This is a genomic window from Nocardia sp. XZ_19_231, from assembly GCF_015355705.1.
In the GTDB taxonomy this organism is placed as follows: domain Bacteria; phylum Actinomycetota; class Actinomycetes; order Mycobacteriales; family Mycobacteriaceae; genus Nocardia; species Nocardia salmonicida.
The window spans coordinates 931675-947800 of sequence record NZ_JACUZI010000001.1; the positions used below are offsets into that span (position 1 = coordinate 931675).

Annotated in this window: 15 protein-coding genes; 12 read left to right on the forward strand and 3 right to left on the reverse strand. The window is 67.7% G+C overall.

All coding sequences use genetic code 11. The features are described 5' to 3' along the window. Positions 1-143: 143 nt before the first annotated feature. From IBJ82_RS04125 to IBJ82_RS04145, 5 genes are all read left to right on the forward strand, one after another. A complete protein-coding gene (locus IBJ82_RS04125; RefSeq protein WP_194824570.1) occupies positions 144-779 on the forward strand; it encodes a LysE family translocator in 636 nt (211 codons plus the stop codon). A 151-nt stretch (positions 780-930) separates the two neighbouring features. Beyond that, positions 931-2451: an FAD-dependent monooxygenase gene (locus tag IBJ82_RS04130; RefSeq protein WP_194824571.1), complete on the forward strand. Its 1521-nt coding sequence runs from the start codon at positions 931-933 to the stop codon at positions 2449-2451. 177 nt (positions 2452-2628) lie between these two features. Next, entirely contained in the window at positions 2629-3540 is a 912-nt protein-coding gene (locus IBJ82_RS04135) for a DMT family transporter (RefSeq protein WP_194824572.1), read from the forward strand. A 100-nt stretch (positions 3541-3640) separates the two neighbouring features. Beyond that, entirely contained in the window at positions 3641-4576 is a 936-nt protein-coding gene (locus IBJ82_RS04140; protein WP_194824573.1) for a MerR family transcriptional regulator, read from the forward strand. A gap of 101 nt (positions 4577-4677) precedes the next feature. Further along, positions 4678-5142 (forward strand): HIT family protein, encoded by a 465-nt coding sequence (locus IBJ82_RS04145; RefSeq protein ID WP_228536425.1) that lies wholly within the window; start codon positions 4678-4680, stop codon positions 5140-5142. Between the two features lies 1 nt (position 5143). Here the strand turns inward: IBJ82_RS04145 and IBJ82_RS04150 are convergent, their stop codons facing one another. From IBJ82_RS04150 to IBJ82_RS04160, 3 genes are all read right to left on the reverse strand, one after another. Further along, positions 5144-5434, reverse strand: a complete 291-nt coding sequence (locus IBJ82_RS04150) for a hypothetical protein (protein ID WP_194824574.1) — start codon at positions 5432-5434, stop codon at positions 5144-5146. Positions 5435-5591: 157 nt separating this feature from the next. After that, entirely contained in the window at positions 5592-6227 is a 636-nt protein-coding gene (locus tag IBJ82_RS04155; RefSeq protein ID WP_194824575.1) for a GNAT family N-acetyltransferase, read from the reverse strand. Positions 6228-6280: 53 nt separating this feature from the next. Next, positions 6281-6838, reverse strand: coding sequence for a TetR/AcrR family transcriptional regulator (locus IBJ82_RS04160; protein WP_370585138.1), 558 nt, complete (start codon positions 6836-6838; stop codon positions 6281-6283). A 100-nt stretch (positions 6839-6938) separates the two neighbouring features. Between IBJ82_RS04160 and IBJ82_RS04165 the strand changes: the two genes are divergently transcribed. The 7 genes from IBJ82_RS04165 (at position 6939) to carB (ending at position 16126) form a co-directional block, all read left to right on the forward strand. Then, the gene (locus tag IBJ82_RS04165; RefSeq protein ID WP_194824576.1) at positions 6939-7787 is read left to right on the forward strand and encodes an SAM-dependent methyltransferase; all 849 of its coding nucleotides are present in this window, start codon (positions 6939-6941) and stop codon (positions 7785-7787) included. 418 nt (positions 7788-8205) lie between these two features. Then, the gene (gene pyrR, locus IBJ82_RS04170; protein ID WP_228536426.1) at positions 8206-8808 is read left to right on the forward strand and encodes a bifunctional pyr operon transcriptional regulator/uracil phosphoribosyltransferase PyrR; all 603 of its coding nucleotides are present in this window, start codon (positions 8206-8208) and stop codon (positions 8806-8808) included. Between the two features lie 76 nt (positions 8809-8884). After that, positions 8885-9838 carry an aspartate carbamoyltransferase catalytic subunit gene (locus IBJ82_RS04175; protein ID WP_194824577.1) on the forward strand — a complete coding sequence of 318 codons (954 nt, stop codon included), beginning with the start codon at positions 8885-8887 and terminating at the stop codon, positions 9836-9838. Further along, a complete protein-coding gene (locus tag IBJ82_RS04180) occupies positions 9835-11133 on the forward strand; it encodes a dihydroorotase (RefSeq protein WP_194824578.1) in 1299 nt (432 codons plus the stop codon). The genes IBJ82_RS04175 and IBJ82_RS04180 overlap by 4 nt, the downstream gene beginning before the upstream one ends. Before the next feature lie 12 nt (positions 11134-11145). Further along, a complete protein-coding gene (locus IBJ82_RS04185) occupies positions 11146-11652 on the forward strand; it encodes a transporter (protein ID WP_194824579.1) in 507 nt (168 codons plus the stop codon). Continuing rightward, on the forward strand, positions 11649-12764 hold the full coding sequence (carA, locus tag IBJ82_RS04190) for a glutamine-hydrolyzing carbamoyl-phosphate synthase small subunit (RefSeq protein ID WP_194824580.1): 1116 nt from the start codon (positions 11649-11651) through the stop codon (positions 12762-12764). The genes IBJ82_RS04185 and carA overlap by 4 nt, the downstream gene beginning before the upstream one ends. Next, a complete protein-coding gene (gene carB, locus IBJ82_RS04195) occupies positions 12764-16126 on the forward strand; it encodes a carbamoyl-phosphate synthase large subunit (RefSeq protein WP_194824581.1) in 3363 nt (1120 codons plus the stop codon). The genes carA and carB overlap by 1 nt, the downstream gene beginning before the upstream one ends.

Sequence of the window (16126 nt, forward strand, 5' to 3'; positions counted from 1 at the left end):
CTCGGCAATCCGGGCCGCCGAGATCGTCACGGCCGCCCGGTCACGATCGCCCAGGAGCGCCGGGACCCAACACCTTCGCCTCGAGCAGCCGCGGATTCCACTGGGTGCAGGACTACGCCTACTAAGCAACTACGCTGCGACAGATGGTTCCGCTGTCACATGCCGCGGCCTTCGCCGTCGCCTCTCTGATCATCATCGTGATTCCCGGCCCGAACGTGCTGTTCGCGATCGGCCGGGCACTGACGCTGGGGCGCCGGTCCGCTGTGCTGTCGGTCGCGGGCACCGTCGCCGGATCATTCGTACCGTTGGTCGCGGTGTCGGTGGGCCTCGGTGCGGTCTTGATGGCCTCGGCGACGTTGTTCCTGATCGTGAAGGTTGTCGGAGCCGCGTACCTGATCTATTTGGGCGTCGCGACGATCCGGCATCGCAAGGAGTTGGCGGCGGCCTTGCATTCGAATGCCCCGAGCGTCGGTGGAAGTCGGGTTCTCGGACAGGGATTCATCGTCGGTGCCACCAACCCCAAGACGATCGTCTTCTTCGGCGCGGTCCTTCCGCAGTTCGCGGTACCTGCCCAGGGCGCTCTGCCCGCGCAATTGCTCGTCCTGGGAGCGATCTTCCTGACGATCCAAGCGCTGTCGGATGGTTGTTGGGCATTGCTCGCGGCAACGGCACGGTCGTGGTTCGTGCGTTCTCCGCGTCGCCTCGAAACTGTCGGCAGCACAGGCGGAGTGATGATCATCGGAGTCGGGGCGGGTATGGCGCTGACCGGTACCCACTGACCGATATCGAGCTCTTTCCGAGGTGTGCTCACTCGTTGCCCCTTCTAACTTATAGCTCACCCGGGGGCTTGCGGCAAGGCCCCGGTGGTGCTGCAGAATCGCTGGGCAACGCAGGGACCAGCCACATTCGGGAGTGACAAAGATGCAAGAGATGACCACCGACGTGATCGTTGTCGGCGCTGGACCTGCCGGAATGATGCTCGCGGGGGAACTGGGTCGGGCGGGGGTGCCGCCGTTGGTGCTCGAGCGTCGGGAACAGCCGGGCACCGCGCAGAAGGCCAGTGGTCTCGGTGGGCGGATTCTGGATGTGCTGCGGTATCGGGGGATGCTCGATCGGATGATCGCGGTCAGCGGTGACCCGAGTCCGAAGCCGATCTTCCCCTTCGGCGGGGTGTACCTGGACTTCACCGGGCTCGACGAAACGCCGATGCACGCCATGGCGATTCCGCAGGCACGGGTCGAGGAACTGCTGGCCGAGGACGCCGTCGACCTCGGCGCCGAGATCCGGCGCGGACACGAGGTGGTCGCGGTGACCCAGGCCGACGACGCGGTGATCGCGGAGGTGAACAGTCCGGACGGGCTCTACCGGGTGCGGGCCCGCTACCTGGTCGGCTGCGATGGTGGCCGCAGCCGGATCCGTGAATTGGCGGGAATCGGCTTCCCCGGCAGCACCTATCCGGAGGTCAACCGGTTGGCGGTGGTCGCGGTGCACGAGTCGGTGACCGTGCTCGACGACGGCGGGATCGAGGTGCCCGGTTTCGGCCGGATCGATCCGGGATTCACCCACACCGACAACGGGGTGTTCGCGCTCGGACGGGTCAGCGTCGAGGACCGGATGATGTTCTTCCAGACCACCGAGAACGACGAAGCCGAATACGACAGCGATGAACCACTGACCATGCCCGAACTCGGCGACAGCGTGCGACGTGTGCTGGGCGCGGAGGTTCCGCTGGGCGCACCGACTCGCTTGTCGCGCTACCAATTCCAGGACCGGCAGGCCGAAAACTACCGGGTGGGCAGGGTTTTCCTGGCCGGTGATGCGGCCCATCTGCTGCCCGCCACCGGTGCCGCGATGAACCTCGGGATGACCGATTCGGTGAACCTGGCTTGGAAGTTGGCCGCCGATGTCCGAGGTTGGGCACCGGCAGACCTGCTCGACACCTACCACTCCGAACGCCACTTCGCCGGTGGCCGCGCACTACTGCAGACTCGCGCCCAGGCCGCACTTCGCCAGGGCCAGGACCCCGCCGCCGAGGCGCTGCGGGCGGTATTCCAGGAACTCCTCTCCGACGAACCCGCGTTGCGTCGCATGGGAGCCCTCGTCGCGGGTACCGATCTGCGCTACGAGATCAGCGGAACCCATTCTCTCACCGGCACTTTCGCACCCGATCTGATCCTGCACACCGATCAGGGCACCACCGGTGTCGCCGAACTCATGCACGCCGCGCGACCGGTCTTCCTCGACCTGGCCGACCGCGCGGACCTGCGCGAGGTCGTCGGGGAGTGGGTGCCGCGCGTCGAGATTCACTCGGGCAAGACCCTCGATCGCCCGGCCGACGCTCTGCTGATCCGCCCCGACGGTCATATCGCCTGGGCAGGGAAGCTCGACGAACCATCGGACACCGCCGCAGCTGATCTTCGTGCGGCGCTGACCATGTGGTTCGGCGTCTAGGAATCGCGCGAACACCGGAAAGTCTTCGGCTTCCGGCGCTGACTTTCCGGCAGCGGGTTCCGCGCACCTGACCGCCACGTGACGCAATATCACTGTGAATAGAGGCCCGGCCCAAGATCATTCGATCCTGGGCGGGTTCGCGTTGAAATCAGTGTCCGTCTGTGGATTACTCCTGGGATGAATTCGATCTCGACCACCGAGCGGTCGGCGATGCGCGCGTTGCCCGGCTGGTCGGTGCCGATGGTGTTCATCGTCGCGGCGACCTCGCAATATGTTGGCGCGGCACTCGGCGTATTCCTCTTCGATACCACCGAACCGGCGACGGTCGCCTGGTTGCGCGCTGCCGCGGCGGGAGTGGCGTTGCTGGCATGGCGGCGTCCGTGGCGGACCCGCTGGACGCGGCGGGGCGTCGCGACGGCGGCGGGCTTCGGAATCGTCACCGTGTCGATGAACATCGTGTTCTACGAGGCCATCGCGCGTATTCCGCTCGGCACCGCCGTTGCCATCGAATTTCTCGGTCCGGTCGCCGTCGCCACACTGGGTTCGCGACGGGCGCGCGACCTGCTCGCCGTGGCGCTGGTGACGATCGGGGTGGTGCTGCTGGCCGGTGTGCAACTCGATGTCGAGCCGGTCGGTGTGGGTTTCGCGCTCGCCTCGGCCGTCCTGTGGGCGGCCTACATCCTGGTCGGCAAGCGCGTCGCCGACACCGGTGACGGCCAGGATTCCCTTGCTGTCGGCATGGCGGCCGCGGCTGTGCTGCTGGCCCCGTTCGTGCTGATCCCGCAGCTGGCGATAGATGCCGCGGTGTTCGCCGATCCGCAGACCTGGCTGCTCGGTCTCGGTGTCGGCGTGCTGTCGAGCGCGGTGCCCTACGCGCTGGACCAGGTGGTGCTGACCGCGGTGGGCCGTGCGCGTTTCGCCTTGCTGCTTGCGTTGCTCCCGGCGACCGCGACCGTCGTCGGCGCGATCGCCCTCGCGCAACGGCCCACGGTGTTCGAGCTCGCGGGCATCGCCCTGGTCATGCTGGCCTTGACGATCAGCGCGCTGCCCACCCGTCGGACCGTGCCGGAACCGCCAGCGCCACTGTGACCGGTCGCCCCGATCAGGTTCGAGGATGAACTAGCCGGCATTCGGGCGTGGCGGCACAGGAGTTGCATCTCCCCTGAGGGGAGGCGGCACGCTGAGATCCATGGACGACGACACACTCTGCACGATCGGGGAGGCGGCCGCGCGCACCGCGCTCACGGTCAAGGCCATCCGCTTCTACGCCGACCGTGGCATCGTGGCGCCGACCATGCTCAGCCTGGCCGGCCACCGCCTCTACGGCACCGCCGCGATCGCCCAGCTGGAGCTCGTCCGCACCTTGCGCGCGCTCGGCATGGACCTGACCACCGTGCGCGAGGTAGTCGATCGCGAAACCTCGATGGCAGCGGTCGCTGCCACGCACGCGGACGCGCTCGACGTCGAGATCAGGGCCCTGCGTGTGCGCCGGGCCGTGTTGCGTGCGGTGGCCGCCCAGAAATCCGATCAACGAGAGATGGAACTCATGCACCGACTCGCGGCCCTGTCCGCTGCCGAAAGGCATCGCCTCATCGAGGATTTCGTCGACGACACCTTCGGCCGCTACGCCGCCAACCCCGCCATGGTGGAACTGGTCCGCGCGAGCGTGCCCGACCTGCCCGACGACCCGACCCCCGACCAGTTGACAGCCTGGATGGAACTGGCAGAACTGGTACAGGACAACGACTTCCGTGACGCCGTCCGCCGCATGGCCGACTACCAGGCCCGTGAACGCGCCGCAGGCGACACCACCGGCCTGCACCACGACCTCACCGAAGCCGTCCGCACCCTCGTCGCCGACGCCATCGCCACAGGCATCACCCCGGAACCTCCCGCCGCGACCCCCATCGTCGACGCCCTGACCACCCGCTACTCCACGACCTTCAACCGCCCCGACGACAACGCCCTCCGCGTGTGGATTCTGGAACGCCTCGAAGTAGCCGACGACCCACGCGTACAACGCTATTGGCGCCTACTCGCCACCGTGAACGCCTGGCCCGAACAACCCGACCTGGCCCCGATCTTCACCTGGTTCGCCCGAGCCCTCCGCGCCCACACGCCCTGATCATCCCGCGCCCCGATGCGACCGCCCGGAAACGCACGATCCGGCAAATCGTCTCGCGCCGAACGCTCGACATTCCGGTGTCGGAGCGAATGAATGTAGGCATGCCCACGGATACCGAATGCCTGATCTGCGCCAAGCATCGAGGGCACGGTTCGCTGGTGGGTCCGGTCGTGTACGCCGACGAGTTCGTAGTGGTCACCCACCGTGTCCTCGGTGCTGGGGCGGGGGTTGTGCCGGGCTATCTGTTCGTCGAGCCCCGGCGCCATGTCGGAAATATCGCGCAGCTGACTTGGGAGGAGGCGCAGGCGCTGGCACGCGCGGTGTGGTGGGGCGCGCGAGCTCTCGACGCGGAATTCGCACCGGGACATGTGTTCTCGATGATCGCCGGTCGGTCCGTCGCGCACGTTCACCAACACCTGTTCGTGCGTCCCCGATCGATGCCCGAAGAATTCGCTTGGCACGACGTGGACTCGTGGACCGGCGGCGAACGGGTGGACGCCGAGGGGCTGGCGTTGTTGTGTTCGAAGTTGTCGAGGTGGTTCGGCGAAAGATCGGCGGGGTCGTGAGTCAGTTGCCCTGGGCGAGGTAGTTGTAGATTTCGTGGACTTCGATGGTGGGCTGGTTGGGCATGCCCACTTCCATGCCAACGGGGCCGAGGGTGGATTCGGCGAAGCTCTGGAATTGCTCGGCGGATTCCCAGACGTCGGTGACGTGGAATCCGGTGTCGGTCTTCCTGGCCAGATGGAACAGGAGTCCTGGACCGCCGGAGCCGCCGTGCTTGAAGCCCATCTTCGCGAGGGCTTGGTCGTACTGTTCGAGAGTCGAGCCGGTGAATTCGAGTTCGACGGCAACCGTCATGGCGGTCATCTCCTTGCACGGTCGAGCGAGGTTGGAGTGACTTCAGGCCCGGCCCGACGGGCGGCGGGTCGCGGTCGAACACCGTGACCCGGCGCTCCGATCGAATCACGGTTGCTCTGGGCGGCGGTACCGAGCAGCCGTCGCGATGTGGTGCGCGTCACAGTCTAGTCGGTGGGTCATCGGGCGACAAGCGACCTTCTCGGCTCCCATCCGCCGTGACTCCGGCCCGCGCCGTTGTCGCCCAGACCATTCCGATGCCGGAGTCGGCGGGCGCCGTCCGCGGCCGCGGGGCGGTGCTGACCAGGTCGTATCCGAGCCGCCGCGGGACTGCCGCGCTACGGACATTGGCCGCGTCGCAATGGATTTCGACCCGAACGGTGTGGGGGAGAGCGAGCGTGGCGGCGGTCAGAGCATGGGCGGCGCGGGTGATGATTCCCCGGCCGGTGTGGGCGACATGGCACCAGTAACCGATCTCCAGGGCGCCGGGGTCGATCCTGTCGTGGAGTCCGATGCCGCCCGCCACCTCGCCCCGCGCGGTAAAGATTCCGTACAGGTAGCCGCCGTCGGGCGTCGGCCAGTGCGCCGACGAGGTCTGCAGGGATCGGCGTTGTCCGGCGAGCGTCGGCGGCTGCTCGGCCCACGACATCCACGGGTGCAGGTGGGTGTGTGAGGCGCTCAACGCGGCGAACTGGCGAGTCAGGTCACTGCGACGCCAACGGCGCAGCAGGAGATCCCCCAGATCGATGCGCTCCGGGGGTGTCGACCTGGAATGGGCGCTGCTGCCGATGGTCATGACCGATGATGGCGGACTCCACGACGCCGTGGCAACGCATTTCCGGCGCTCGGCTAGGTGATCCGAGCGAGGATATCGATCGCTATATCCGTTGCGGCGGTGTGCATCTGGTCGTCGGTCAGCTCGAGGTCGCCCATCATCGACAGGCTCCAGCTGATCGCGAGCAGCGCTTGCCGGGCGTGATAGACATCGAGCGGGGTGGCGTCGGGGCCGGTCATGAGATCGGCGAGGACGCGGAATTGGTAGCGCAGTCCCGCACCGAAACCCAGGTCACGGAACGCGGGCTGGTTCTCGTGCCAGAACCGCACCATGTCCCGGCCGAGACTGTGCAGGAGCGCGCTGTAGCGGCGCAGGATCTGCTCGGCGCGCTCGTGCCCCGGCGGGGTCTGCTCGGCCCAGGTGACGATGTCGTCGATGCCGCGACGCAGATCGTCGGACAGGCTCACAACGATGTCTTCCTTGGTCCGGAAGTGGTAGTACAGCGCGGCTTTGGTGACACCGAGTCGCTCGGCGATCTCGCGCAGCGACGTTTTCTCGTAGCCGCGCTCGGAGAACAGTTCCATCGCCACCGTGCGAATGCGTTCCTTGGTGTCGCTACGACGTCCGTCCACGGGGCTTTCCTTTGCTTGACGACCGGCTAGGGCGAGCCTACCGTCGGATCACGACCGAGATCACTAGCCGGTCGGCAAGTTAGTTTCGAGGAGGATCACGATGACACAGGTGAACGCGCCGACCTCCGGGGTGGCACTGACAGCGATCGGGGTCGCGCTGATCCGTGAGCAGGAGTCGCGCAGGCCGGATCGGCTCTACAACGACCCACTCGCCTCGGCGTTCGTCGATGCCGCGCGCCGCGACTTCGCCCGCATCGAGGGCGGCGCGGCGCGGTGGGAGCGAGTCGAGGCGTTGGCGCAACAGTTCTTCGCGGGCCGATCCGTCGGCGTTCGGTTGGTCGACGACCGGGTGGCCGAGGCGGTCGCCGCCGGATGTCGCCAGATCGTCCTGCTCGGCGCCGGATTGGATACCCGGGCCTACCGGATGGGTCTGCCAGCCGACGCCACCGTCTACGAACTCGATCTGCCGGAGCTGTTCGCCTTCAAAGAACCGGTGCTGCGCGCCGCGGACGCCACACCGACGGCGCACCGGCACGTCCTGCCGATCGACCTACGAACAGACTGGGCTGACCCGTTGCGGGAGCAGGGGTTTCGACCTGACCAGCCGACGTACTGGATCGACGAGGGCGCGCTCCCGTACCTCCCTCCCGAGGATCACCTCCGCGCGGTGGCAACGCTGACGGCCCTGTCCGCGTCCGGGAGCCGATTCGGGCTCAGCCGGTTCGCGGTCGATCCCGACGCCCCGCCTTACGCCGAACTGCGTCGACTCGTCGCAGGCGACACCGACGCGCAGATACCTCCGGATACCGGGCGTCCCGGGGAACAGTGGCTCGTCGAATACGGCTGGCGCACCCGGTTCCGTGCCTGGGACGACATGATCGTTCCCCTCGGTCGAGACGTGGCGGTGAACGACCCGGAGGTCGGCGTCGTGCTCGCCGAGCGAGTGTGACCGAAGGTAAATCATGTCGCGTGGGGGCGGCCGCAGTTATCGAGGTCGTTCCGACGACGTGAAGGCGATCACGGACCGGTTCGCGCCGGGTGGTCGTCGACTCGCTCCGTGGCGGTGAAATATGCGCGCTCGCTGCACTTTCGGCGCGCCTGTGATCACCGCCACGGCAGCGGTGGTCAGTCAGCGGTTCGTGGTCGCGCTCACAGGTGGGCCTACCTGGTCAAAGGCATCTCGCGGCGCTGATAGGCTGACGGGCAAGTTAGGCATCCTTTAACGGACCGTCCGGTGAGGCGGGGAAGGAGGTCGGCATGGCTGTGCCCGAACGGGCGGCCAGAACCGGCGTGAGCGAGCGTGCGAGCGAACCAACAACGCAGCGCGCATCGCGCATCTGTCCGCCGAGCGCCAGCAAGGTGGACAGATGAGCGAAACATCGCAGCGGCACACCCCGGAGTGGGTGGCAGCCGGTCGCGAGCTGTTGTCGCCATCGGACGTGACCAGGACCGTAGCGCGTATCGCGCACCAGATCATCGAGAAGACCGCCCTGGATTCCGGCGAGGCCGACGCACCGCGGGTGGTTCTCATGGGAATCCCCACCCGCGGCACTACTTTGGCGAACCGGCTGGCGGACAAGATCGAGGAATTCTCCGGTGTGCGCCCCGCACTCGGCTCCCTCGACATCACGCTCTACCGCGACGACCTGCGCTCTCGCCCGCACCGTCCGCTCGAACGCACCTCGGTACCCGACGGCGGCATCGAGAATTCCCTGGTCGTCCTCGTCGACGACGTGCTGTTCTCGGGTCGGACGGTCCGCTCCGCCCTCGACGGGCTGCGCGACCTCGGCCGCCCCCGCGCCGTGCAGCTGGCGGTCCTCATCGACCGCGGCCACCGCGAGCTGCCGATCCGTGCCGACTACGTGGGCAAGAACGTGCCGACCTCCCGCGCCGAGGACATCTCGGTGCTGATGGTCGAGCACGACGGCCGTGACGGCGTGTATCTGCATCAGGAAGGTCAAGAGCAGTGAGGGAGCGTAGCGACCGAACCATGAACACAACCACCCAGTGGTTCACGCCGGAGCCGAGCGCCAGCGAGGTGGAGGCGTGAAGCACTTGCTGACGGTTGCCGATCTCGATCGCGGCACCGCCACCGAACTCCTCGACGAAGCCGAGCGTTTCGAACAGGCCCTGCTCGGCCGCGAGGTGAAGAAGCTGCCGACCCTGCGCGGCCGCACCGTGATGACGGTGTTCTACGAGAACTCCACGCGCACCCGGGTGTCCTTCGAGGTCGCGGGCAAGTGGATGAGCGCCGACGTGATCAACGTCAGCGCGTCGAGTTCCTCTGTCTCCAAAGGTGAATCGCTGCGCGACACCGCGCTCACCCTGCACGCGGCAGGCGCCGACGCGCTGATCGTGCGCCACCCCGCTTCGGGCGCCGCGCACCAGATCGCGCGCTGGATGGAGCAGTGGGCGCGCGAGGAGAACCGCGTCGCCCCGTCGATCATCAACGCCGGCGACGGCACCCACCAGCACCCCACCCAGGCCCTGCTCGACGCGCTCACCCTGCGGCAGCGCCTCGGTGACATCGAGGGCAAGCGGATCGTGCTGGTCGGCGACATCCTGCACAGCCGGGTCGCCCGCTCCAATGTCTCCCTGCTCAACACGCTCGGCGCCGAAGTGGTGCTGGTCGCGCCGCGCACCCTGCTGCCCGTCGGCGTGGAGGCCTGGCCCGCCCGGGTCTCGAGCTCGCTCGACGCGGAACTGCCCGGTGCCGACGCGGTGATGATGTTGCGCGTGCAGGCGGAGCGGATGAACGGCGGGTTCTTCCCGTCGGCCCGCGAATATTCGATCAACTACGGACTGTCCGAGCGCAGGCTCGCGCTGCTCGGCGACGACGCCGTTGTCCTGCACCCCGGCCCGATGCTGCGCGGCATGGAAATCGCCTCTGCGGTCGCGGATTCGCCGAAATCGGCTGTGCTGCAGCAGGTCTCGAACGGAGTGCATATGCGGATGGCCGTGTTGTTCCGGCTGCTCGTCGGCCAGGAGGAAACGGTATGAGTGAGCTGCTGATCAAGAACGTCAAGCCCTACGGCGAAGGCGACCCCGTCGACGTCCTGGTGCGCGACACCATCATCGCCGACATCGGCACGGGCCTCACGGCGTCCGACGACGCCGAGGTGATCGAGGGCAACGGCCAGATCCTGCTGCCCGGCTTCGTCGACCTGCACACGCACCTGCGCGAACCCGGCCGCGAAGACACCGAAACCATCGAAACCGGTTCCGCCGCCGCCGCGCTGGGCGGCTACACCGCGGTGTTCGCGATGGCCAACACCAGCCCGGTCGCCGACTCGGTGGTCATCACCGACCACGTGTGGCGCCGCGGCCAGGAGGTCGGCCTCGTCGACGTGTTCCCGGTCGGTGCCGTGACGGTCGGCCTGCAGGGTAAGCAGCTCGCCGAGATGGGCACCATGGCCGCCGGTATCGGCCAGGTCAGGATGTTCTCCGACGACGGTCACTGCGTCGACGACCCGCTGATCATGCGCCGCGCCCTCGAATACGCGAACTCCCTGGGCGTGCTCATCGCCCAGCACGCCGAGGAACCGCGCCTGACCAAGAACGCCATCGCGCACGAAGGCCCCAACGCCGCGCGCCTCGGGCTGCACGGCTGGCCGCGCGCCGCCGAGGAGTCGATCGTCGCGCGTGACGCACTGCTGGCCCGCGACGCGAACGCCCGCGTGCACATCTGCCACGCTTCGACCGCAGGCACCGTCGAACTGGTGAAATGGGCCAAGTCCCAGGGCATCTCGATCACCGCCGAGGTCACCCCGCACCATCTGCTCCTCGACGACTCGCGTCTGGAGACCTACGACGCGGTCAACAAGGTGAACCCGCCACTGCGCGAGTCCACCGACGTGGCAGCCCTGCGCCAGGCACTGGCCGACGGCATCATCGACTGCGTCGCCACCGACCACGCCCCGCACGCCGAGCAGGACAAGTGCTGCGAATTCGCGGCCGCCCGCCCCGGCATGCTCGGGCTGGAGACGGCGCTGTCGATCATCGTGCAGACGATGGTCCAGCCCGGTCTGCTCGACTGGCGCGGCGTCGCGAAGGTGATGAGCGAGAAGCCCGCCGCGATCGTCGGCCTCGACGACCACGGCCGTCCGATCGCGGTCGGCGAACCCGCGAACCTCACGCTGATCGACCCCGACGTCGAGTGGACGGTGCGCGGCGCCGAGCTGGCGAGTATCTCGAACAACACACCGTTCGAGGACATGACGTTCCCGGCCGAGGTCACAGCCACTGTGCTGCGCGGCCGGGTAACTGCCCGCGAGGGCAAGGCGGTCGGGATCTAGGGAGGCCAGGAAGTGGAAAGAACGCTGTGGATTGTCGGGCTGCTGGCTTTTTTCGTTCTGTGCCTGTGGTTGATGTACCGGGCCTGGCAGAAGAAGGCCACACGGCAGCAGGCACGCATCGGCGAACTGCCGACGGTGCCGGCCGAACTGGGTGCACAACTACTGGAACCGACCACCGGGATGTACCTGGGCAGCACCATCGCGCCCAGCTGGCAGGACCGGATCGCGGTCGGTGACCTGGGATTCCGGGCGACCGCCGAACTGACGCGGTTCGAACGCGGAATTCTGCTCGAACGCGACGGCGCCACGGTGATCTGGATTCCGCAGGAATCGGTGACAGCCGTGCGTACCGAGCGCGGACACGCGGGCAAAGTGATGACGGACAATGGTGTGCTGGTAATTCGCTGGACACTGCCGACCGGAACCGAGATAGATACCGGATTCCGGGGCGACGACAAGACGGTGTACCCGGCATGGACTGCGGATGCGACCAGGGTGACGACGGGAGACGATGAATGAGCACAGTAAAGGCAGCCTTGGTGCTCGAGGACGGCCGCGTATTCCGCGGTACCGCCTTCGGCGCACAGGGCCAGACACTCGGTGAGGCCGTGTTCTGCACGGCGATGACCGGGTACCAGGAAACCCTGACCGACCCCAGCTACGCCCGCCAGATCGTGGTGGCCACGGCCCCGCAGATCGGCAACACCGGCTGGAACGACGAGGACGACGAGTCCGCCAAGATCTGGGTCGCCGGCTACGCCGTGCGCGACCCCTCGCGGGTCTCCTCCAACTGGCGCGCCACCGGCACGCTGACCGACGAGCTCGACCGACAGGACGTGGTCGGCATCGCGGGCATCGACACCCGCGCGGTGGTCCGCCACCTGCGCAGCCGCGGTTCGATGAAGGCGGGCATCTTCTCCGGCGTCGCGCTGGCCGACGACGAGGAACTCCTCGCGCGGGTCAACGGCCAGGCCTCGATGCTGGGCGCCGACCTCGCCGAAGAGGTCAGCACCGACGCGATGTACACGATCGAACCGGTGGGCGAGCACAAGTTCACCGTCGTCGCGGTCGACCTCGGCATCAAGACCAACACCCCGCGCATGTTCGCCGAGCGCGGCGTGCGCACCCACGTGGTGCCGTCGAACACCTCCCTCGACGACATCCTCGCGCTGAACCCCAACGGCGTGTTCCTGTCCAACGGTCCCGGCGACCCGGCCACCCAAACCGGCGCCATCGCGCTCACCCAGGGCGTGCTCGAGCGCGGAATCCCGCTGTTCGGCATCTGCTTCGGCAACCAGATCCTGGGCCGGGCACTGGGTCGCAAGACCTACAAGATGAAGTTCGGCCACCGGGGCATCAACATCCCGGTGATCGAAGAGGGCACGGGCCGCGTGTCCATCACCGCCCAGAACCACGGCTTCGCCCTCGAAGGCGAGCGCGGCGAGGTGTTCGACACCCCGTTCGGCAAGGCCGAGGTCTCCCACATCTGCGCCAACGACGGCACCGTCGAAGGGGTCCGGCTGATCGACGGCCGCGCCTTCTCGGTGCAGTACCATCCCGAGGCCGCCGCAGGCCCGCACGACGCCGCATACCTGTTCGACCGTTTCGCCGGTCTCATGGAAGGAGCCTGATGCCTCGCCGCGAGGATCTGAAGCACATCCTGGTGATCGGCTCTGGCCCGATCGTGATCGGCCAGGCGTGCGAATTCGACTACTCCGGTACCCAGGCGTGCCGGGTACTGCGGTCCGAGGGACTGCGCGTTTCGCTGGTGAACTCCAACCCGGCGACCATCATGACCGACCCGGAGTTCGCCGACGCCACCTACGTCGAGCCGATCACCCCGGAGTTCGTCGAGAAGGTCATCGAGAAGGAACGCCCCGACGCCATCCTGGCCACCCTCGGTGGGCAGACCGCGCTCAACACCGCGGTCGCGCTGCACGAGAACGGTGTGCTGCAGAAGTACAACGTGGAGCTGATCGGCGCCGACTTCGACGCCATCCAGCGCGGTGAGGACCGGCAGAAGTTCAAGGACATCGTCGCCAAGGTCGGCGGCGAGAGTGCCCGCAGCGCCGTCTGTTACACCATGGACGAAGTCCGCGAGACCGTCGCCGACCTCGGTTACCCCGTGGTCGTGCGTCCCTCGTTCACCATGGGCGGGCTCGGCTCCGGCATGGCCTACAACGAGGAAGACCTCGACCGCATCGCCGGTGGCGGCCTGTCCGCCTCGCCGACCGCGAACGTCCTGATCGAGGAGTCCATCCTCGGTTGGAAGGAGTTCGAACTCGAGCTCATGCGCGACCGCAACGACAATGTGGTCATCGTCTGCTCGATCGAGAACGTCGACCCGATGGGTGTGCACACCGGTGACTCGGTCACCGTCGCCCCCGCGATGACCCTCACCGACCGCGAGTACCAGAAGATGCGCGATCTCGGGATCGCGATCCTGCGCGAGGTCGGCGTCGATACCGGCGGCTGCAACATCCAGTTCGCGGTGGATCCCGCCGACGGTCGCCTGATCGTCATCGAGATGAACCCCCGCGTCTCGCGCTCCTCGGCGCTGGCGTCGAAGGCCACCGGCTTCCCGATCGCCAAGATCGCCGCCAAGCTGGCCATCGGCTACACCCTCGACGAGATCGTCAACGACATCACCGGCGAGACCCCGGCGAGCTTCGAGCCGACGCTGGACTACGTCGTCGTGAAGGCGCCGCGGTTCGCGTTCGAGAAGTTCCCCGGCGCCGATGCCACGCTGACCACCACCATGAAGTCGGTGGGCGAGGCGATGTCGATGGGCCGCAACTTCTCCGAGGCCCTCGGCAAGGTGCTGCGCTCGCTCGAGACCAAGGCCGCCAGCTTCTGGACCACCGACGACGGCCAGTGGGCCCCGGCGGATCCGAGCGATCCGGCCTCGGTGCGCGAGGCGATCGAAGCCATCCTCGCCGACCTGCGCGTGCCCACCGAAGGTCGCATCTACCAGGTCGAACGCGCACTGCGCTACGGCGCGAGCGTCGCAGAGGTCGCGAAGGCCTCCGGTGTGGACCCGTGGTTCGTCGCCGAGGTGCTCGGCCTGGTGGAGCTGCGGACCGAAGTCCTCGACGCGCCCGTCCTCGACGAGGATCTGCTGCGTCGCGCCAAGCACTACGGCCTGTCCGACCGTCAGCTCGCCGCGCTGCGGCCCGAGCTGGCCGGTGAGTCGGGTGTGCGCTCGCTGCGTCATCGGCTCGCGGTGCGCCCGGTCTACAAGACCGTCGACACCTGCGCCGCGGAGTTCGAGGCCAAGACCCCGTACCACTACAGCACCTACGAGCTGGATCCCGGTGCGGAGTCCGAGGTCGCGCCGCAGCGTGAGCGCGAGAAGGTCATCATCCTGGGCTCCGGCCCGAACCGCATCGGTCAGGGCATCGAGTTCGACTACTCGTGTGTGCACGCTGCACAGACCCTCTCGGCCGCCGGGTACGAGACCGTGATGGTCAACTGCAACCCCGAGACCGTCTCCACCGACTACGACACCGCCGATCGCCTCTACTTCGAGCCGCTCACCTTCGAGGACGTCCTCGAGGTGTACAACTCCGAAGCCGAGTCGGGCACCGTCGCCGGGGTGATCGTGCAGCTCGGCGGACAGACCCCGCTGGGTCTGGCGCAGCGACTCACCGACGCCGGTGTGCCGGTGGTCGGCACCTCCGCGGCCGCGATCGACCTGGCCGAGGACCGGGGCGAATTCGGTGACGTGCTCATCGCCGCGGGCCTGCCCGCGCCCAAGTACGGCACCGCCACGAACGTGGCGCAGGCGAAGAAGATCGCCAATGAGATCGGCTACCCCGTCCTGGTCCGCCCGTCCTACGTGCTGGGCGGGCGCGGCATGGAGATCGTCTACGACGAGACCTCGCTCGAGGGCTACATCTCCCGCGCGACCGAACTCAGCCCGGATCACCCGGTACTGGTCGACCGCTTCCTCGAAGACGCCATCGAGATCGACGTCGACGCGCTGTGCGACGGCGACGAGGTCTACCTCGGCGGCGTGATGGAACACATCGAGGAAGCCGGTATCCACTCCGGTGACTCCGCCTGCGCGCTGCCCCCGATCACCTTGGGCCGCAGCGACATCGAGGCCGTGCGCCGCTCCACCATCGCGCTGGCCAAGGGCATCGGCGTCAAGGGCCTGCTCAATGTGCAGTACGCCCTCAAGGACGACGTGCTCTACGTCCTGGAAGCCAATCCCCGGGCGAGCCGGACGGTTCCGTTCGTCTCCAAGGCCACCGCCGTACCGCTGGCCAAGGCCTGCGCGCGGATCATGCTCGGCGCCACCATCGCCGACCTGCGCAAGGAAGGCATGCTGCCGCCCGAGGGCGACGGCGGTCACGTGCCGCTGGACGCGCCGGTCGCGGTGAAGGAAGCCGTGCTGCCCTTCCACCGGTTCCGTCGCGCCGACGGCTCCGGCATCGACTCGCTGCTCTCGCCGGAGATGAAGTCCACCGGTGAGGTCATGGGCATCGACGCCGACTTCGGCACCGCCTTCGCCAAGAGCCAGGCTGCCGCCTACGGCTCGCTGCCGACCGAGGGCACCGTGTTCGTCTCGATCGCCAACCGCGACAAGCGCGCCATGGTGTTCCCGATCAAGCGCCTGCACGACCTGGGCTTCCGCATCCTCGCCACCGAGGGCACCGCGGAAACCCTGCGCCGCAACGGCATTCCCTGCGAACAGGCACGCAAGCACTCCGATCCGGAATCCACCGATCCGACCACCGGCATGCCGGAGGCCTCGATCGTGGAGCAGATCCGCGACGGCGAGATCGACATCGTGTTCAACACCCCCTACGGCAACTCGGGCCCTCGCGTGGACGGCTACGAGATCCGCACCGCCGCGGTGGGCGCGAACATCCCGTGCATCACCACCGTGCAGGGCGCCGCCGCCGCGGTGCAGGGCATCGAGGCGGGCATCAACGGTGGCATCGGGGTGCGCTCGCTGCAGGAACTGCACTCGAAACTGCGTGGCTGA